General features: G+C 64.0%; 15 protein-coding genes. 7 read left to right on the forward strand and 8 right to left on the reverse strand.

The window, feature by feature from the left end:
• The first annotated feature begins 86 nt into the window (after nucleotides 1-86).
• Nucleotides 87-2,327 carry an AGE family epimerase/isomerase gene (locus OSJ75_RS20575; RefSeq protein WP_250014731.1) on the forward strand — a complete coding sequence of 747 codons (2,241 nt, stop codon included), beginning with the start codon at nucleotides 87-89 and terminating at the stop codon, nucleotides 2,325-2,327.
• A gap of 17 nt (nucleotides 2,328-2,344) precedes the next feature.
• Here the strand turns inward: OSJ75_RS20575 and betB are convergent, their stop codons facing one another.
• The 4 genes from betB to betI all read right to left on the reverse strand — a co-directional run bounded on the left by betB (nucleotide 2,345) and on the right by betI (nucleotide 7,635).
• A complete protein-coding gene (gene betB, locus OSJ75_RS20580) occupies nucleotides 2,345-3,808 on the reverse strand; it encodes a betaine-aldehyde dehydrogenase (protein ID WP_250014729.1) in 1,464 nt (487 codons plus the stop codon).
• A gap of 62 nt (nucleotides 3,809-3,870) precedes the next feature.
• Nucleotides 3,871-5,520 (reverse strand): choline dehydrogenase, encoded by a 1,650-nt coding sequence (betA, locus tag OSJ75_RS20585; RefSeq protein ID WP_267229317.1) that lies wholly within the window; start codon nucleotides 5,518-5,520, stop codon nucleotides 3,871-3,873.
• Nucleotides 5,521-5,527: 7 nt separating this feature from the next.
• On the reverse strand, nucleotides 5,528-7,048 hold the full coding sequence (gene betC / locus OSJ75_RS20590) for a choline-sulfatase (RefSeq protein WP_267229318.1): 1,521 nt from the start codon (nucleotides 7,046-7,048) through the stop codon (nucleotides 5,528-5,530).
• The gene (gene betI, locus OSJ75_RS20595; RefSeq protein WP_250014723.1) at nucleotides 7,045-7,635 is read right to left on the reverse strand and encodes a transcriptional regulator BetI; all 591 of its coding nucleotides are present in this window, start codon (nucleotides 7,633-7,635) and stop codon (nucleotides 7,045-7,047) included. Before betI ends, betC begins: the two co-directional genes overlap by 4 nt.
• 150 nt (nucleotides 7,636-7,785) lie before the next feature.
• Between betI and OSJ75_RS20600 the strand changes: the two genes are divergently transcribed.
• From OSJ75_RS20600 to OSJ75_RS20615, 4 genes are all read left to right on the forward strand, one after another.
• Nucleotides 7,786-8,952 carry an acetyl-CoA acetyltransferase gene (locus OSJ75_RS20600; RefSeq protein ID WP_267229319.1) on the forward strand — a complete coding sequence of 389 codons (1,167 nt, stop codon included), beginning with the start codon at nucleotides 7,786-7,788 and terminating at the stop codon, nucleotides 8,950-8,952.
• A 3-nt stretch (nucleotides 8,953-8,955) separates the two neighbouring features.
• Nucleotides 8,956-9,672, forward strand: a complete 717-nt coding sequence (locus OSJ75_RS20605) for a class I SAM-dependent methyltransferase (RefSeq protein ID WP_267229320.1) — start codon at nucleotides 8,956-8,958, stop codon at nucleotides 9,670-9,672.
• 103 nt (nucleotides 9,673-9,775) lie between these two features.
• A complete protein-coding gene (locus OSJ75_RS20610) occupies nucleotides 9,776-10,798 on the forward strand; it encodes an asparaginase (RefSeq protein WP_267229370.1) in 1,023 nt (340 codons plus the stop codon).
• A 62-nt stretch (nucleotides 10,799-10,860) separates the two neighbouring features.
• Nucleotides 10,861-11,331: a GreA/GreB family elongation factor gene (locus tag OSJ75_RS20615; RefSeq protein ID WP_267229321.1), complete on the forward strand. Its 471-nt coding sequence runs from the start codon at nucleotides 10,861-10,863 to the stop codon at nucleotides 11,329-11,331.
• Between the two features lie 15 nt (nucleotides 11,332-11,346).
• Here the strand turns inward: OSJ75_RS20615 and OSJ75_RS20620 are convergent, their stop codons facing one another.
• The 3 genes from OSJ75_RS20620 to OSJ75_RS20630 are packed head-to-tail and all read right to left on the reverse strand — an operon-like array spanning nucleotide 11,347 to nucleotide 15,911.
• On the reverse strand, nucleotides 11,347-12,339 hold the full coding sequence (locus tag OSJ75_RS20620) for a magnesium transporter CorA family protein (RefSeq protein ID WP_267229322.1): 993 nt from the start codon (nucleotides 12,337-12,339) through the stop codon (nucleotides 11,347-11,349).
• Complete coding sequence (gene scpA, locus OSJ75_RS20625; RefSeq protein ID WP_267229323.1) at nucleotides 12,340-14,472, reverse strand: methylmalonyl-CoA mutase; 2,133 nt, start codon at nucleotides 14,470-14,472, stop codon at nucleotides 12,340-12,342.
• Nucleotides 14,472-15,911, reverse strand: a complete 1,440-nt coding sequence (locus tag OSJ75_RS20630; RefSeq protein ID WP_267229324.1) for a methylmalonyl-CoA mutase subunit beta — start codon at nucleotides 15,909-15,911, stop codon at nucleotides 14,472-14,474. Before OSJ75_RS20630 ends, scpA begins: the two co-directional genes overlap by 1 nt.
• A gap of 204 nt (nucleotides 15,912-16,115) precedes the next feature.
• Here OSJ75_RS20630 and OSJ75_RS20635 point away from each other — a divergent pair, with 204 nt between their 5' ends.
• Nucleotides 16,116-16,880, forward strand: a complete 765-nt coding sequence (locus OSJ75_RS20635) for an SDR family oxidoreductase (protein WP_267229325.1) — start codon at nucleotides 16,116-16,118, stop codon at nucleotides 16,878-16,880.
• Nucleotides 16,881-16,950: 70 nt separating this feature from the next.
• Here OSJ75_RS20635 and OSJ75_RS20640 read toward each other — a convergent pair whose 3' ends face one another.
• Nucleotides 16,951-17,316: a DUF2267 domain-containing protein gene (locus OSJ75_RS20640; protein ID WP_250014711.1), complete on the reverse strand. Its 366-nt coding sequence runs from the start codon at nucleotides 17,314-17,316 to the stop codon at nucleotides 16,951-16,953.
• 333 nt (nucleotides 17,317-17,649) lie between these two features.
• Between OSJ75_RS20640 and OSJ75_RS20645 the strand changes: the two genes are divergently transcribed.
• The gene (locus OSJ75_RS20645; protein ID WP_250014710.1) at nucleotides 17,650-19,167 is read left to right on the forward strand and encodes a helicase HerA-like C-terminal domain-containing protein; all 1,518 of its coding nucleotides are present in this window, start codon (nucleotides 17,650-17,652) and stop codon (nucleotides 19,165-19,167) included.
• Nucleotides 19,168-19,233 lie beyond the last annotated feature (66 nt).

The raw sequence follows: 19,233 nt of genomic DNA on the forward strand, positions 1-19,233 counted from the left end.
CGGTTTTCCACCTGTGAACGTCGCCGAAAGTCTAGTATCCCTTCTGCGGCAAGTTGTGGAATATCGTACCGGGTTGTGGGGAATCGATGACATCTGAAAAGGCAGCGATTATCAGCTTCGTCATGAGCGGCGGCGTGGGCTCAAGGCTCTGGCCGCTATCGCGCGAGGATTTTCCGAAGCAATTTCATAATCTTTCCGGCCAGGGCTCGATGCTGCTGCGCACGGTCAAGCGCATGGCGGCGCGGGCGGGCACCGCGGTTCCGGTCTATCTTCTCGCCTCGGAGCGCCATTCGGACCGCATCGGCCACGACCTTGCCGGCATCGACCTTGCCGGCGGGCGCCCGATCCTCGAACCCATGGGCCGCAACACGGCGGCGGCGGTCGTGCTCGCCACCGAAGTGACCCTGCGCGAACATGGCGATCAACTGGTGCTGGTGGTGCCGTCGGACCATGAGATTACAACCGACCGCGACTTCTGGTCGTCGGTCGAGGCGGGCGTGGCGGCGGCCGAGGCCGGGCGCATCGTCGTCTTCGGCATCAAGCCGGACCGGCCGGAAACCGGCTTCGGCTATATCGAAGTGACGCCGGAGGAGGCCGAGACGCGCAATGTCATCCGCTTCGTCGAAAAGCCCAACGAGGAAAAGGCGATCGAATATCTGAACTCCGGCAATTTCCTCTGGAATGCCGGTATTTTCCTCTTCCGCGCCAGCGTCATGCGCGATGCCTTCAAGACCCATGCCGCCGACATCTGGCAAAAGGCCGTCGCCGCGCTCGACGAGGCGAACACCAATATCTCCGGCACCTACCTGCCGCACGATCTCTATGCGGCGGTGCCGTCGATCTCGGTCGACTACGCGATCATGGAGCATGCGACGGATATCGCGCTCGTGCCGGCAAAATTCCGCTGGAACGATCTCGGCTCGTGGCAATCGCTGCTCGAAGTCGGCTCGGTCGACGGCAATGGCAATGTCCTCGTCGGCGATGTGGTGGCGATCGACTGCGAGCACAGCTACCTGCGCAGCGAGGGCAAGCTGCTCTCCGCCGTCGGCCTCAAGGACACGGCCGTGGTGGTGACGGCGGATGCGACCTTCGTCGCGCCGGTGCGCGAGAGCCAGAACGTGCGCAAGATCGTCGAGCAGCTGGAAAAGACCGGGCGGCTGGAGACGAGCTTCACCCCGGCGCAGGACCGGCTGCCGAAGGTCGGCGCCTATGGCAACCGCGTCAGGCATTGGCTCTTCAGCGAAACCCTGCCGCTATGGTCCACCGTCGGCGTCGATACGCGCCATGGCGGCTTCCACGAGGCGCTGTCCTTCGAGGCGACGCCGGTCGTCAAGACCAAGCGCATGCGCACCATGGCGCGCCAGATCTACGCCTTCGCCGTGGCCAAGGAAATGGGCTGGGAGGGACCGGCGCAGGACCTGATCGCCCACGGGCTGGATTTCATCACCCGCGGGCGCACCGACAAGGGCGGCTGGGTCAAGAGCTTCAATCCCGATGGCAGCATTCTCGATGCCTCCGAGGACACTTACGACCATTCCTTCGTGCTGCTCGCGCTCGCCCATGCCTACAAGGCCGGCCACCAGCAGGCCCTGACGCTGGCGACGGAGACATTCGCCTTCATCGACGAACATCTGGCGGATTCGCGCCTGACCGGCTTCCTGGAAATGCCGGGCGATACCGGCCTGCGCCGCTCGAACCCGCATATGCACATGCTCGAAACCTTCCTTGCCTGGTATGACGTGACCGGCAATCGCGACTATCTGCAGCGCGCCGCGCGCATGGTCGATCTGTTCCGCCATCACATGTTCGATGCGGAAACCTGGACGCTGGGCGAATATTTCACGCAGGAATGGGAGCGTGCGCCGGGCGAGCAGGGCGAGTGGACCGAGCCCGGCCATCACTTCGAATGGGCGCACCTGCTGGCCGCCTTCGCCGCCGCTTCAGGCCAGAAGGATGCGGTGCGCTATGGGCGCAAGCTCTATGCCTCCGCCGTCGCCAATGGCCTCAACCGCTCGACCGAGCTCGCCTATGGCGCGGTGTCGCGCTTCGGCCTGCCGCTCGATACGAATTCGCGCAGCTGGCCGCAGACCGAGGCGGTCAAGGCCGCCATCGCGCTCGACGGCAATGGCGGGCCCGATCTCAAGCCGGAGGTCGAGGCGCGCGTCGGCCGGCTGTTCCGCTGGCATATCGAACCGGCGCCGAAGGGGCTGTGGATCGATCTTATCGACGACAAGGGCCGCGCCCGCGCCGAGGACGTGCCGGCCTCGATCTTCTATCATCTCGTCAGCGCGCTGACCCAATATGTCCATTATGTCGGCAAGGCCTGACTGAAGCGCCGGCGGCCTCAATAGGGGCTGTCGACGTTGCCGGTTTCCACATAGACGGACTTGACCTGGCTGTAGTGATAGAGCGCGGCAAGGCCGTTCTCGCGGCCGATGCCGGACTGCTTGAACCCGCCGAACGGCATTTCCACCGGCGCTAGATTATAGGTGTTGATCCAGCAGGTGCCGGCCTTCAATTGCCCGATGACGCGGTGCGCCCGGGCCAGATCCTTCGTGAAGACGCCCGCCGACAGGCCGAATTCCGTGTCGTTGGCGCGGCGCACCGCTTCCTCCTCGCCGTCGAAATCGAGAACGGCCATGACCGGGCCGAATATTTCCTCGCGGGCGATCACCATGTCGTCGGTGACATTGGTGAAGATGGTCGGCTCGACGAAGCAGCCGCCCTCGAAGCCCTGCATCTGCGGCACGCCGCCGCCATGATGGAGCGTCGCACCCTCGGCCTTGCCCTTTTCGATATAGGAGACGACCTTGTCGCGCTGCGCCGCATTGACGAGCGGGCCGAGATGGATTTCGGGATCGAGCGGATCGCCGAGCCTGATCGCCTTCGTGCGCTCGGTCAGCCGCTGCAGGAACCTGTCCTTGATGCCGCGCTGGACGAAGACGCGCGTGCCGTTGGAGCAGACCTGGCCGGTGGAATAGAAATTGCCGAGCAACGCGCCGCCGACGGCGTTCTCCACGTCGGCATCGTCGAAAATGATGAGGGGCGACTTGCCGCCGAGCTCCATCGTCGCATGTTTCATATGCGATCCGGCCTGCGCCAGCACCTTCCTGCCGGTGGGCACCGAGCCGGTCAGCGAGACCTTGGCGACGAGCGGATGATCGACGAGCAGCGAGCCGACGTCGCCATAGCCCTGCAGGACATTGAACAACCCGTCCGGCAGCCCGGCCTCCTTGTAGATTTCCGCAAGCGCCAGCGCCGAAAGCGGCGTGTTCTCCGAAGGCTTGAAGATCATGGCATTGCCGGCCGCGAGCGCCGGCGCCGACTTCCAGCCGGCGCCCTGGATCGGATAGTTCCAGGCGCCGATGCCGACGCAGATGCCGAGCGGCTCGCGCCGCGTATAGGCATAGGCGCCGCCAAGCTCGATCATCTCGCCATTGAACCCGGCGATGATCCCGCCATAGAATTCGAGCGCGTCGGCGGCGGAAGCCGGATCGGCCACCAGCGTTTCCTGGATGGCCTTGCCCGTATCGAGCGTCTCGAGGCGGGCGATCTCGGCATTGCGCTCACGCAGCAGGTCTGCCGCCCGGCGCAATATGCGGCCGCGCTCGACAGGCTTCAGCGCTGCCCAGGCCGGCTGTGCCGCGGCGGCGGCGCGCACCGCTTGCTCCACCAGCGCCGGCGTCGCGCCGTGCAGCCTGGCAATGATCTCGCCGGTCGCCGGATAGATCACGTCGAGAGGCTTGCCCGCCTCGTCCTCGACAAAGCGCCCATTGATGAAATGCGATGCCTTGGGCTGTGCGCGCATGAAACTCTCCTGGAATGTTGATCACCGGCCGCTCATCGCGCCGATGGCAGATTGATGTTACGTCAGCGGTCGCTCACTTCCCAGCGCGGATTGATCCACGGTTCCTGGTTCGAGCGCGGCAGCGGATCGCGGCCGAGAATATGGTCGGAGGCCTTTTCGCCGGTCATGATGGAAGGGCCGTTGAGATTGCCATTGGTCACGCGCGGGAAGATCGAGGAATCGGCGACGCGCAGCCCGGCAACGCCGATGACGCGGCAGAGCGGGTCGACCACCGCCATCGGGTCCGAGGCCGCGCCCATCCTGCACGTCCCGCAGGGGTGGAACGCGCTTTCCACATGCTCGCGCAGGAAATCGTCGATCTCCTCGTCCGATTGCACGGCGGACCCCGGCGATATTTCCCGGCCCCGATAGAGCGTCAGCGCCTCCTGGCCGAATATCTCGCGCGTCAGCCTTACCGCGTGGCGGAAGTCGGCCCAATCCTCGGGATGCGACATGTAGTTGAACTGGATCTTCGGCTTGTCGAACGGATCGGCCGAGCGGAGGGTGACGCTGCCGCGCGAGCGCGAGCGCATTGGCCCGACATGCGCCTGGAAACCATGGCCCTTGGCCGCGGCCTTGCCGTCATAGCGGACGGCCGCCGGCAGGAAATGATATTGGATGTCGGGATAATCGACGCCGGCCTTCGAGCGTACGAAGGCGGCGGATTCGAAATGGTTGGTCGCGCCATGCCCGGTCTTGAAGAACAGCCATTGCGCGCCGATCATCGCCTTGGAGAACAGGCCGAGGCGCGAGTTCAGGGTGATCGGCTTCAGGCTCTCCTGCTGGATATAGACCTCGAGATGGTCCTGCAGATTGGCGCCGACGCCCGGCCGGTCCGCGACGACCTCGATCCCCAACGCGCGCAGCTGCGCCGCCGGGCCGATGCCCGAAAGCATCAGCAGCTTGGGCGAATTGATCGACGAGGCGGCGATGATGACTTCGCGCCGCGCCCGCACGGTCTCGGTCCGGCCGCGCCGCGCAATCTCGACGCCGACCGCCTTTTGATTCTCGATCAGCACTTTTCGCGCCAAGCCATTGACGAGCCTGACATTCTGCCGCTTGAGGGCAGGGCGCAGATAGGCATTGGCCGCCGACCAGCGCCGCCCCTTGTAGATGGTCTGCTCCATCGGTCCGAAACCTTCCTGCTTCGAGCCGTTATAATCCTCGGTGACTTCGAATCCCGCCTGCTGTCCCGCCGCGACAAAGGCGTGGAACAGTGGATTGTCGCGCTTGCCGCGTTGCACATGGAGCGGCCCATCGGTGCCGCGCCACCCGGCCTCGCCGCCCCTGGAGTTCTCCATGCGCTTGAAATAGGGAAGCACGTCGGCATAGGACCAACCGGCCGCGCCGCTCTCCGCCCAATGGTCGAAATCGCGCGCATGGCCGCGCACATAGACCATGCCGTTGATCGAGGACGATCCGCCGATGACCTTGCCGCGCGGCGTCACCAGACGGCGGCCGCCGAGATGCGGCTCGGGCTCGGAGGAGAAGCCCCAATCATAGGTGCTCATGTTCATCGGAAACGACAGCGCCGCCGGCATCTGGATGAAGGGGCCGATATCCGTGCCGCCATATTCGATGACGATCACCGAATGCCGGCCATCCTCCGACAGCCGGTAGGCCATGGCAGAACCCGCCGAGCCGGAGCCGATAATGACGAAATCTGCTTCCACATTCGCCTCACTCGCCGCGCGGAAAGCGGGCGTTCTCTTCCAGAACGTTCAGATCCATATGGTTGCGCATGTAGCGCTCCGACGCCCGCTGCAGCGGCTGGTAGTCCCATGGATAATAGGAACCGTTGCGCAGCGCCTCGTAGACCACCCACCGCCGCGCCTGGCTTTCCCGCACCGCCGCATCGAAAGCTGCCATGTCCCAGCGCTGGCGCGCCTTCTCCTGGAAGCTGGCCAGCGTCGCCGCATGGGCCGGATCGGCGGCAAGGTTGACCTTTTCCAGGGGATCGGATTCCAGATCAAACAGTTGCGGCGGATCGATCTCGCAATGGATGAACTTGTAGCGCCCCTCGCGGATGGAGACGAGCGGGGCGTTCGAACCTTCGGCGGCATATTCCATCAGCACCGGTTCCGTCCGCTCGCCGCCATGCAGCAGCGGCGTCAGATCGCAGCCATCGGTCCAGGGCATGACGTCGGCGATCTCGATGCCGGCGAGGGCGGCAAGGGTCGGATTGATGTCGAGCGTCGAGACCGGCCGGGTGATGGCGGCCGGGTCGATGCCGTGCGCCGCTATCATCAGCGGCACGCGGGCCGAACCTTCGAAGAAGTTCATCTTGAACCACAAGCCGCGCTCGCCGAGCATGTCGCCATGATCGGAGGTGAAGAGGATGATCGTATCGTCGAGCATACGCGTCGTTTGCAACGTCTCGATCAACGCGCCGATCTTGTCGTCGACATAGGAGATATTGGCGAAGTAGCCGCGCCGCGCCCGCCTGACCTCATCGCGCGTGATTTCGAAGGCGCCATGGTCGCAGGCCTCCAGCAGCCGCTGCGAATGCGGGTCCTGCCGGGCGAAATCGATGGCGCCCACCTCCGGGTCGAGCGCCGGGCAATCCTCGTAGAGGTCCCAATATTTGCGCCGCGCCACATAGGGATCATGCGGATGGGTGAAGGATACGGTCAGGCACCAGGGACGGCGGTGCTCTTCGGCCGGGCGGCGCGCCAATTGGTAGAGCTTCTGCCGGGCGTGGAACGCCACCTCGTCATCATATTCCATCTGGTTGGTTATCTCGGCGACGCCCGCGCCCGTCACCGAGCCGAGATTGTGATACCACCAGTCGATCCGCTCGCCCGGCTTGCGGTAATCCGGCGTCCAGCCGAAATCGGCCGGATAGATATCCGTGGTCAGCCGCTCCTCGAAACCGTGCAGCTGGTCGGGACCGACAAAGTGCATCTTGCCGGAAAGCCCGGTGTAATAGCCCGCCCGACGCAGATGATGCGCATAGGTCGGAATGTCGGAGGCGAATTCGGCGGCATTGTCGTAGACGCGCGTGCGCGAAGGCAGCTGCCCCGACATGAACGAGGCCCGCGCCGGGGCGCAGAGCGGCGAGGCCGTATAGGTATTGACGAAGCGGGCCGAGCGCGCCGCCAGCGCCTTCAGGTGCGGCGCATGCAGAAAATCGGCGGGGCCGTCCGGAAAGAAGGTTCCGTTGAGCTGGTCGACCATCAGGATGAGGATATTGGGCTTCATGCTTTTCTTCCGCAGGCGAGTTTGGTGGCTACGTAATCTTCGACGAGGGCGATGGCCGCGACCGCATCCGGCGCGCCGTTGCGCAGGGCATGGCGGATATAGAGGCCGTCGATCAGCGCGCCCGCGCCCTCGGCGATCGCGACCGCGCTTGCCCGGTCGGTCAGCTGGCACAGCGCATGGGCAAGGTTCGAATGCAGCCGCCGCGCATAGACCCGCAACAGCCGGCGCGTTTCTTCCGATTGCTGCGCGTGAATATAGAAGGTCAGCCAGGCGGCGACGGTCTGCGGCGCGAACTGCGATGCGGAGAAATTGACCGCGATGACGGCGGCAACCCTTGCCGCGGGGGTCGTTGCCTGGTGCAGGGCGGAGCGCAGGTCCTGCCCGAGCTCGGTCAAAAGATGCCGCATGGTGGCAAGGAAGAGCTGCTCCTTGCCGCCGAAATAATGATGGGCGAGGGCCGCCGAAACGCCGGCTTCCTGGGCGATCTGCGCGACGGTCACGTCGAGCGAGCCGCGGTCGCCGATGGCCCGGATGGCGGCATCGATCAATGCGCGCTTGCGCAGGGGTTCCATTCCAATCTTGGGCATGAGCGGGGTCCTGGATTCCGCATGATCCTATTCTTGATTGACTGCTCAATCAATAAAAAACTATGCGCAGGAATGTAGTGATTATGCTGCTTTACCTTGCACGGGCGCGGGCGCATCTTTACGTTGAGGAGACGGTTTTTGGAGGAAGTTATGACAGCCTGCATCGTGGGATGGTCCCATTTGCCCTTTGGCAAACTGGAGGAAGAGACGGTCGAGACGCTGATCGTCAAGGCAGCCGTTGCGGCGCTCGATCATGCCGGTATCGGACCCGAAGATGTCGATGAAATCGTGCTCGGCCATTTCAATGCCGGGTTCTCGCCGCAGGATTTCACCGCGAGCCTCGTATTGCAGGCGAGCGACGCATTCCGCTTCAAGCCGGCGACGCGCGTCGAAAACGCCTGCGCCACGGGCTCGGCGGCGGTTCATCAGGGCATAAAGACGATCCGAGCCGGCTCGGCGCGGGTGGTGCTCGTCGTCGGCGTCGAAAAGATGACCTCGACGCCCGGACCCGAGATCGGCAAGAACCTGCTCAAGGCTTCCTATCTGCCGGAAGAGGGCGATACGCCCGCCGGGTTCGCCGGTGTGTTCGGCCAGATCGCCGCCGCCTATTTCCAGAAATATGGCGACCAGTCCGATGCCCTGGCGACGATTGCCGCCAAGAACCACAAGAACGGCGTCAACAATCCCTATGCGCAGATGCGCAAGGATCTCGGCTATGAATTCTGCCGCCATGAAAGCGAGAAGAACCCCTTTGTCGCCGGGCCGCTCAAGCGCACCGATTGCTCGCTCGTTTCCGATGGCGCGGCGGCACTGGTGCTGACCGACACGCAGACGGCGCTGCGCATGCGCCGGGCGGTGGCGTTCCGCGCCGCGCAGCACGTGCAGGACTTCCTGCCCATATCCAGGCGCGACATTCTGCGCTTCGAGGGCTGCGAGGAGGGCTGGAAACGCGCTCTCGGCGAGGCCGGCGTGACCATCGACGATCTTTCCTTCGTCGAGACCCATGATTGCTTCACCATCGCTGAACTGATCGAATATGAGGCGATGGGCCTGGCGCGGCCGGGCGAGGGCGCCAAGGTGGCGCTGGAGGGCCAGACGGCCATGGGCGGGCGCCTGCCGGTCAATCCATCCGGCGGGCTGAAGGCCAAGGGCCACCCGATCGGCGCCAGCGGCGTTTCCATGCACGTCCTGTCGTCGATGCAACTTATGGGTGAGGCCGGCGGAATACAGGTTGCAGACGCCAGGCTTGCCGGCATATTCAATATGGGTGGGGCGGCAGTCGCCAATTACGTATCGGTTCTTGAGCGGATAAAATAAAGCATGATCGAAAACGGGTGGACGGAATCTGCTTCGGCCTGGATCGACGTTCAGGGGGAAGACGGGGATTTCGGCCGCCGCTTCGTTCTCGATGCGCCGATGATGTCGCGCATCCGCGGCAGGGGCTTTGCCAGCGCGCTGGATGTCGGCTGCGGCGAGGGGCGGTTCTGCCGGATGCTGGCGGCGGAGGGCATCAGGACGATCGGCGTCGACCCGACGGAAAGGCTGCTCTGCCGGGCCCGCGAGAAGGACCCGGCCGGCGACTATCGCGATGGCCGCGCGGAACGGCTCGAATTCGCCGATGAGAGCTTCGATCTCGTGGTCAGCTACCTGACATTGGTGGATATTCCCGACATTCATAATGCCCTCGCCGAAATGGTCAGGGTGCTGAAACCCGGCGGCACGCTGCTGATCGCCAATCTCAACAGTTTCAACACGGCCGGGCCGCCGCGCGGCTGGATGAAGGATGCCGACGGCAATCCGCGCTTCTACATCGACAATTACCTCGAGGAACGGCCGGAATGGTATGAATGGCTGGGAATAAGGGTGCGCAACTGGCACCGGCCCCTCAGCCTCTATATGCGCATCCTGCTCGGCCATGGGCTGCAACTGCGCTATTTCGACGAGCCGGCGCCCTATGGCGGCGACCCGCTCAAGATCGAGCGCCACCGCCGCGTGCCGCATTTCCTTGTCATGGACTGGCAGAAGCCGGCGCTGTGAGGCCGGTTCGTCCACCCGCTGCATCTGCAATGGATTTGCGCGCGCGACCATTCTATAAGGTCAGGAGTTTCGGCCGGTTCGGTCTGATCGAAGGACAGCGCAAATCATGAGCAACCCGGTTCTGGTGGAAGTATTTCGCGGTGAAACGGTGGAGAGCCTCCATCGCGGCGCCGTCGCCGTCGTCGATGGCGATGGGCGGCTGGTGTTCTCGCTCGGCGATATTGAGCGCCCTGTTTTCCCGCGTTCGGCCATAAAGGCGATCCAGGCGCTGCCGCTGGTCGAAAGCGGCGCGGCGGATGCCTATGGTTTCGGCAATGAAGAGCTGGCGATGGCCTGCGCCTCGCATTCGGGCGAGCCCCTGCACGTCGCCAAGGCCGAGCAAATGCTGCGCCAGGCCGGCCTCGATGCCTCGGCGCTGGAGTGCGGTACCCATTGGCCTTTCGAACAGGCGGTGACGATCGAGCTTGCGAGAAGCGGCGGGCAGCCGACGCCGCTGCACAATAATTGCTCCGGCAAACATGCCGGCTTCCTGTGCACCTGCCAGCATCTCGGCCTCGAAAAGAAGGGCTATTCGGCCCTCGGCTCGCCCGAGCAGGATCTGGTGCGCGACGCGATGGAGGGCGTGACCGGCGCGCCGCACGCGCTCGATCAATGCGGCACCGATGGCTGTTCGATCCCGACCTATGCCATTCCGCTGCGCAATCTCGCCCACGGCTTTGCCCGCATGGCGAGCGGCGTCGGGCTCGAAGCGGAACGCCGCAAGGCCGCGCGGCGGCTCGTCGATGCGGCGATGGCGGCGCCGTTCTACGTGGCGGGCACCGGCCGCGCCTGCACGCGGCTGATGGAGATGGCGCCGGGGCGGATATTCGTCAAGACGGGCGCCGAGGGCGTGTTCACCGGCGCCTTGCCGGAACTCGGGCTCGGCATTGCCGTCAAATGCGACGATGGCGCGACGCGCGCCGCCGAAGCGATCATCGCCACCGTGCTGGGGCGGATCTTCCGCGCCGAGGACGAGCTCGAATCGAAGCTCGACCGTTTCGCCGATCGCGAAATGCGCAATTGGAACGGCATCACCTATGGCGTCGTCAGCCCGACGGAAGTCCTGACCGAGGCGCTCATCGGCTAGGCCGGCGACGCCTGCACAGGCTTGCACTTGCCCTGCGGGGCCGCAATACCTACCTGATATCCATGAGCAGAGCTTTTACCAAAGAGGACGACAGCAACGCCTCCATCGATGTCGGCGAGCGTCCGGTCAGCAGCCACCGCAATCTGGTGACGCCCAATGGGCTCGCCATGATCGAGGCGGAGCTCGCCGCCGCGCATGATGCCCTGGCGAAGGGAAATTCGGAGGCCGACCGCGAACTGATCGCCCGCGCGTCCCGCGATCTTCGCTACTGGAAGGCGCGCCGCGAGACGGCGGAACTATCGCAGCCCGACCCGCATAGCGATGTCGTGCGCTTCGGCATGACCGTCGAGATCGTCGACGAGGACGATCGCAGCCAGAGCTGGACCATTGTCGGCGAGGACGAGGCCGATGCGGCGCAGGGCAAGATATCGCATGTCTCGCCGCTGGCGGTGCAGATGTTCGGCAAGGCGGTGGGCGAATCCTTCGTGCTGAACGAGCGCGAGTGGGAAATCCTCAGCCTGTCCGTCCGCTGAGCCGCATTGTCCCGGCTATAGCCAGCCCTTTTTCTTGAAGATCAGCAGCGGAATGACCGCGGAGGCGACCATCAGGCCGAGTGCCATCGGATAGCCCCAGACCTGGCTGAGTTCCGGCATGAACTGGAAGTTCATGCCATAGATCGAGGCGACCAGCGTCGGCGGCATGAAGGCCACCGCCGCGACGGAAAAGATCTTGATGATCGCGTTCTGCTCGATCGAGATCAGTCCCACCACCGTATCGAGCAGGAAGGTGATCTTGTTCGACAGGAAATCCACATAGGTGCTCAGCGACTGGGTATCGCGCTCCAGCGACTTGATCCAGGCGCGGGTCTCCTTCTTGTAGCTGTTCTGGTCGGTGATCGCCGTCATGTAGACGAGCAGGCGGCTGACGCCGGCGGTGCTCTCCCTGATCTTCGACAGGAAGGCGCCTTGTCCGCCGATGCGGGTGAGGCTGTCGCGAAAATTCTTGGTGGTCATCGGCCGGTCCTTTTCGGAGCGCCGGAAGATCATCGCGGAATTATGGTCGATCTCGCTGGCCACGCCTTCGAGGATATCGGCGATACGGTCCGTCACCGCTTCGATGATGCCGAGGAGTATGGTCACGCCGCTGCAATTCTCGCTGACGAGGCCATTGCCGCTCTTGGTCGCCCGGCTCGTATAGAGCGTGAAGGCCCTCGGCTCACTGTAGCGCACCGTGACGAGGAACTTTCCGGCGAGGATGAAGGAAATCGGGGCGATGGAGTGATGATTGTTCTCGCCCGCATAGAGGATCGACGCGGTCAGATATTGCGAACCCGCCTCGGAATAGAAGCGGCTCGATTCCTCGATCTCCACCATGTCCTCATGAGTCGGGATGGCGGCCTTCGTCCACTCCTCGGTCTGCAGGTCCTCCTCGCGCGTCGGGTGGAGCAGGTCGATCCAGACGGTGCCGTCCGGAAGCGGGTCTCCGGCCTTTGCCGCCTGGGCGACGAGCCGGTCCTTGTCGAGCGTGTAGATCGTGATCATTCAGAGCGAACCCATCAGTTTGTCGATCAGGGATTCGGCCGCTTCGCCGATGACCGTTCCCGGCGGGAAGATGGCCGTCGCGCCGGCCTGCAGCACCGCCTCGTAATCCTGTGGCGGGATCACGCCGCCGACGATGATCAGGATGTCGCTTCGGCCGCGGCGTTGCAGCGCCTCCTTCAATTCCGGCACCAGCGTCAGATGCCCGGCCGCAAGCGAGGAAACGCCGATGATGTTCACATTGCTCTCGGCGGCGAGTTCGGCCACCTCGTCCGGCGTCTGGAACATGGCGCCGACGACGACGTCGAAGCCCAGATCGCCAAAAGCCGTGGCGATGACCTTCTGGCCGCGATCATGCCCGTCCTGGCCCATCTTCGCCACCAGGATGCGCGGCTTTTCGCCCGTGCGCTTCTCATAGGCCGCAGCCTTGGATTGCACCCGGTCCATGATCGCGCTCTTGCCGGCTTCCTTGCGGTAGACGCCGGAGATGGTGCGGATCGTGGCGACATGCCGGCCGAACGCCTTTTCCAGCGCCAGCGAGATTTCGCCGACCGTGGCGCGGGCGCGGGCGGCCCTGATGGCGAATTCGAGCAGATTGCCCTTGCCGCTGCGCGCCGCATCCGTCAGCGCCGTCAAGGCGCTGTCGACCTCGGCGACGTCGCGCGTCCCCTTCAACTGCTGCAGCTTCGACAATTGCCGGGCACGAACCTCGGCATTGTCCACCTTCAGCACATCGACTTCGGTCTCTTCCGACGGGCGGTAGGAATTGACGCCGATCACCGGCTGCTGGCCGCTGTCGATGCGCGCCTGGGTGCGGGCTGCTGCTGCCTCGATGCGCAGTTTCGGAATGCCTTTCTCGATGGCCGCGGCCATGCCGCCCAGCGCCTCGATCTCCTCGATATGGGTGAGGGCGCGGCGGGCGAGATCATGGGTCAGCCGCTCGACATAGGCCGAGCCGCCCCATGGATCGATGATGCGGGTCGTGCCGGATTCCTTCTGCAGCACGAGCTGCGTGTTGCGGGCGATCCGCGCCGAATGATCCGTCGGCAGCGCCAGCGCCTCGTCGAAGGAATTCGTGTGCAGCGATTGGGTGTGGCCCTGCGTCGAGGCCATCGCCTCGACCATGGTGCGCATGATGTTGTTGTGCGGGTCCTGCGCCGTCAGCGACCAGCCGGACGTCTGCGAGTGGGTCCGAAGGGATAGCGACCGTTCGTCCTTCGGATTGAAGTTCTTCTTCATCAGCACGGACCACAACAGCCGCGCCGCGCGCAGCTTCGCCACCTCCATGAAGAAATTCATGCCGATGGCCCAGAAGAACGACAGACGTGGCGCGAAACTGTCTATGTCGAGGCCCGCCGCCACGCCCGCGCGCACATATTCGATGCCGTCGGCGATCGTATAGGCCAGTTCGAGATCGGCGGTCGCTCCCGCTTCCTGCATGTGATAGCCGGAAATCGAGATCGAGTTGAACTTCGGCATATGCTGCGAAGTATAGGAGAAGATGTCCGAGATGATCCGCATCGAGGGCTGCGGCGGGTAGATATAGGTGTTGCGGACCATGAACTCCTTGAGGATGTCGTTCTGGATGGTGCCGGCAAGCTGGCTCTGCTTCACGCCCTGTTCTTCCGCCGCGACGATATAAAGCGCGAGGATCGGCAGGACCGCGCCATTCATCGTCATGGAAACCGTCATCTCGCCGAGCGGTATGCCATCGAACAATTGCTGCATGTCGAGGATGGAATCGATGGCCACGCCAGCCATGCCGACATCGCCCGCCACGCGCGGATGGTCGCTGTCATAACCGCGATGGGTGGCGAGATCGAAGGCCACCGACAATCCCTTCTGGCCCGCGGCGAGATTGCGCCGGTAGAAGGCATTGGATTCCTCTGCCGTGGAAAAACCCGCATATTGCCGGATCGTCCATGGCTGCTGCACATACATCGTCGGGTAGGGGCCGCGGATGAAGGGGGCGGCGCCGGGATAGCTGTCGAGATGGGGCACGCCGCGCAGGCTGGTCTCGCCATAGGACCGCTTGACCTTGATGCCTTCCGGCGTCTTCCACACCGCTGCATCCGGCTTCTCCGCCGAATTCTTCGGGCTGGACCACTCGATGGTGCTGAAATCGGGAACTCTCATTATGCGGATGCCTGCAATGTTTCGTCGATGCGCGGGAAGGTGAGCGGCTGGCAGTGGACGACGCCATCGGTGGGAAGCGGCATCCGTGGCGCCTCGAGCACCCGTACGGGCCGCTCGTTGCCGGCGGGGAACACCGTCGTGCCGACGATCGAGCGCTTGCCGTCGGCGAAGGCGCGTGCGCGCTCGTTCCGGGCGGCGACGATGCGCGCCTGCAGCTTGCCGTCCACCAGGCTCTGCAGGATGCCGCCATCCCTTTCGAGCTGCTGGAATTCCTTCCAGGCGGCCTCGCACAGCCCGTCCGTCAATGTTTCCACCGCGCCGGAGCCGCAGGCGGGGTCGGCGACGAAGGCAAGGTTGCTTTCATCGGCGAGGACGAGCTGCGTATTGCGGGCGAGACGCCTTGCGGCCGCATCGGGAAGCCCGTGCGCGATCGTATGCGGCAGCACGGCGATGGTGTCCGCCCCGCCGACCGCCGCGGCAAAGGCGGCGATGGTCGTGCGCAATATATTGGTCTCCGGGTCGCGCTTCGTCATCATGCGCATCGAGGTTTCCGCATGGATCATGGTCGGCGCAGGGCGGACATTGCAGGCCTCCTGCAGGCGGGCCCAGAGCTTGCGCAGGGCGCGAATCTTGGCGATCGACAGGAACTGGTCCTGGTCGACGGAAAGGGCGAAGCCGATATGCGGCGCGGCGAAGACGATGGGCTGGCGAGCCTCTTCGAACAGGCGGAAATGCCCGGCCGCGATCGACAGCATGGCGCCGAGCTCCTGGGCCTCGGTCGCGCCGGCATTGTGATAGACGCGTCCATCCGCCTCCAGGACGATGCCCGGCAGGTCGGGCGAGAAGAAGCCGGACAGGGATTGCGGCAGCGAGGCCTTCAGCGCCGCGATCGTCATGCGCAGCCGCCCGGTGCCGGCCAGCGTCGCAGCCGGATCGATGCCCATCGAAAAGCTCAGGGTCTTGGTGTTGACGTCGCGCGGCCGCATGTAATCGACGAACCAGTCGGCACAGGCGCGGCTCTTCGGGTGTACGTCCATGCGAAGATGGATCATGTCGAGATGAACGCCGTAGAGCACCTTGTCGACGGCTTCCTTCGTCGCCGGCAAGCCATAGCCGAAAGCATTCGGCGCGCCTTCGAACACCAGCGCTATGCCGGTGGCGCCATTGTCGAGATCCTCGAGCAATTGCCTGTTGGCGCGAACGGGATCCGGATCGTCGATGCGCTGCACGATATGCCAGGGACGCGCGGCACGCCGCCGCGGAACGAGCTGTGCATTGCGCCGCCGGTCGTAGAGCGGCTGAATGAGAACATCATCATCCGTCCTGGAGACCAGGGTGCTGTCGAAATCAGCGCCTTTCAGGGCATTTTGCGCGAGCTGGACCCATTTGTCCCGGTCCATCGCGGCAAATTCCGTTTCCTTGAGCAGTGACGCGTCCATGCTTTCTCCCGGCTGCACGATTTGTTGGCGCGACTTTAGGGGCAACCATGCTGCTTCGCAATAAAGCAAAGTGTCACCCGGTCTAAGCTTTTGAAAAATATGTGCTCCGAAGCCGCGCAGCTTTCGGGTGGCGAAGCGCCGCCGGGCACGGGAGGATGCGCCCATCGAGATAGCGGCAGGTTCCAGAAGCTGAAAGGGAATATCATGGGAATATTGTGTGGAAAGACGGCGATCATCACCGGGGCGAGCTCCGGCATAGGCCGGGCGACGGCGCTGCTCTTTGCGGAAGAGGGCGCCAATCTGGTGCTCGCCGCCCGCAGGGAAAGGGAACTCGGCGAAGTTGCGGCATTGCTGCGCTCACGCGGCACGGCAGCGCTGTTCCTTGCCGGCGACGTCGCCGACGAAGCCTTTGCCCGCTCGCTGGTGGCGCTGGCCGAGAGCGAATTCGGCGGGCTCGATATCGGTTTCAACAATGCCGGCACCAATGGCGAGATGGGCCCCAGCGCCGACATATCGCTGGAGGGCTGGAAAGCGACGCTCGACGTCAACCTGACCGGCGCCTTTCTCGGCGCCAAATACCAGATACCCGCGTTGCGGCGCCGCGGCGGCGGTTCGCTGCTGTTCACCTCGACTTTCGTCGGCCATACGGCCGGCATGCCGGGAACAGCCGCCTATGCGGCAAGCAAGGCGGGAATCATTGGCCTGATGAAGACGCTGGCGGTGGAACTCGGCAGCGAAGGCATCCGCGTCAACGCGATATTGCCCGGCGGAACGGCGACGTCCATGGCGGAAGCCTGGGTGGACACGCCGGAAAAGCTGGCTTTCGTCGAGAACCTGCACGCGCTCAAACGACGGGCCGAACCGGAGGAGATCGCCCGCTCGGTGCTGTTCCTGGCATCGGATGCGGCAAGCTTCATGACCGGCTCGGCCATGCTGGTCGATGGCGGCGTTTCCATCAACAGGACGTGACGGCAGGGCAAAAAAGAAGTGCGCGTCCATGATGGGCGCGCACTTGCCTGATCGTTGAACCAGGCTGGACTCAGACGAACTGGCTGAGACCGGGAATGGAGTTCACCACCTCGTCGACGGGACCGTCGCCGGCCTTTTCGCGGGCAAAGGCAATGGTTTCCTTGGAGATGCCGCTGATTTCGCCCATGCCGAGGCCCATGCCCATGAGCTGCGAGCCAAGGCCCATCACGCCGGGCATCATCCCCGAAAGGAACCCGCCGCTGCCTTTTGCTTCCGCAATGGCGGCCTCGCTGCCCGGTACGCCGGCGATGAGCTGGTCCACCTTGTCGGCGGGCGCTTCCTTCTGCAGGAACGCAAGAATGAGCCCGACAGCCTTGCGGGCCGTGTCGGGGCTGGTGCCGACATTGGCAGTGATGCGCGCGATGAGTTCTTCCATGTTCGATCTCCCGTCTATTCGAATTACGTTTACGTAATATGTAGGAATTGCCCGCCGCACAAGTCCGCTTCTGGCATTTCCGGTCGTTTTTAACTCCATTCCGGGAAGAACGCGGCAGAATGACATTGGTTCGTCCATCGTCGCGCCTGCCGATCCCGCTCGAAATTCAATTGCCAATAATTTGAATCGCCGGAAACTTGAATCATAGGCGCCCCATTGTCGCAACGGCCAGGGCTGTTTATACCGGATTCATGTCGATGGGGATGTCCTGGCCGATGGGGGCGCCCTGATTTGCGATGGAATTCGAACACAGCAGGACGAGGAACGAACGACATGGCCGAGAACAGCATTTTCCTTGGTGCCAGCCGGAAGCCCGATGACAGCTACCAGGGGGCGGTGGAACTCCTCCTGAAATACGGCAACCGGCACGGCCTCATCACCGGCGCCACCGGTACGGGCAAGACGGTGAGCCTGCAGGTGCTCGCCGAGGGGTTCTCGGCTGTCGGCGTGCCGGTTTTCTGCGCCGACATCAAGGGCGATCTTTCGGGCATAGCGGAGAAGGGCGAGGCCAAGGATTTCCTGCTGAAGCGCGCCGGCGAGGTGAAGCTCGAGCCTTATGAATTCAGCGCGTCGCCGGTCATCTTCTGGGACATTTTCGGCGAGCAGGGCCATCCTGTCCGGGCGACGATCTCGGAGATGGGCCCCTTGCTCCTGTCGCGCCTCATGAACCTGACAGATGCGCAGGAGGGCGTTCTGAACATCGCCTTCAAGATCGCCGACGAAGAGGGGCTGCTGCTCCTCGACATGAAGGATCTGCAAGCACTGCTGGTCAATATTGCCGAGCGGTCGGAAGAGATCTCGGCGCGCTACGGCAATGTCACCAAGCCGTCGGTCGGCGCCATCCAGCGCTCGCTGCTGGTTCTCGAACAGCAGGGCGGCACCAAATTCTTCGGCGAGCCGGCGCTCAAGATCTCGGATATCATGCGCACCGACACCAATGGCCGTGGCGTCGTCAGCGTGCTCGCCGCCGACAAGCTGATGATGAACCCGCGGCTTTATTCGACCTTCCTGCTCTGGCTCCTGTCCGAGCTCTTCGAGGAACTGCCCGAGGTCGGCGATCCGGAAAAGCCTCGCCTCGTCTTCTTCTTCGACGAAGCCCACCTTTTGTTCAACGAGGCGCCGAAGGCGCTGCTCGACCGGGTGGAGCAGGTGGTGCGGCTGATCCGGTCCAAGGGCGTCGGCGTCTTCTTCATCTCGCAGAACCCGCTGGACGTACCGGAAACCGTATTGGCGCAGCTCGGCAACCGCATCCAGCACGCGCTCCGCGCCTATACGCCGCGCGAGCAGAATGCGGTCAAGACCGCGGCAGACACGTTCCGCCCGAACCCGGACTTCAACACGTTCGAGGCGATCACCAATCTGAGCACCGGCGAAGCGCTGGTCTCGGCCCTCGCCGAAAAGGGCGTTCCGTCGATCGTGCAGCGCACATTGATGCGCCCGCCGGCAGGACGTATCGGACCGGTCACCCCGGACGAGCGCCGCACGCTGATCAACAGCAGTCCGGTTGTCGGCATCTATGACGAGATGGTGGATCGCGAATCCGCCTATGAATTGCTGCAGAAGAAGGCGGTCGAGGCCAAGGAGCCGGAGGAAGCCAGCGCAGACAGCACCGGCGGCTGGAAACTGCCGGATTTCCTCGGCGGGGAACCGCAAAGGGGCCCCAGGGGCGGCCAGCCGCGCGGCCGGCAGACTGTCGCCGAAGCTGCGATGAAATCCGTTGTCCGATCGGTCGGCAGCTCGCTCGGACGGGCGCTGGTCCGCGGTATATTGGGCAGCCTGAGCCGGCGCTAGCCGCAGTTCATCGTCAATCCGGGCCTATTTGGCCCGGCGTCGTAAATGCGCCTCATTCAGGGAAGA

Source organism: Phyllobacterium sp. 0TCS1.6A (genome assembly GCF_026420825.1).
GTDB lineage: Bacteria > Pseudomonadota > Alphaproteobacteria > Rhizobiales > Rhizobiaceae > Phyllobacterium.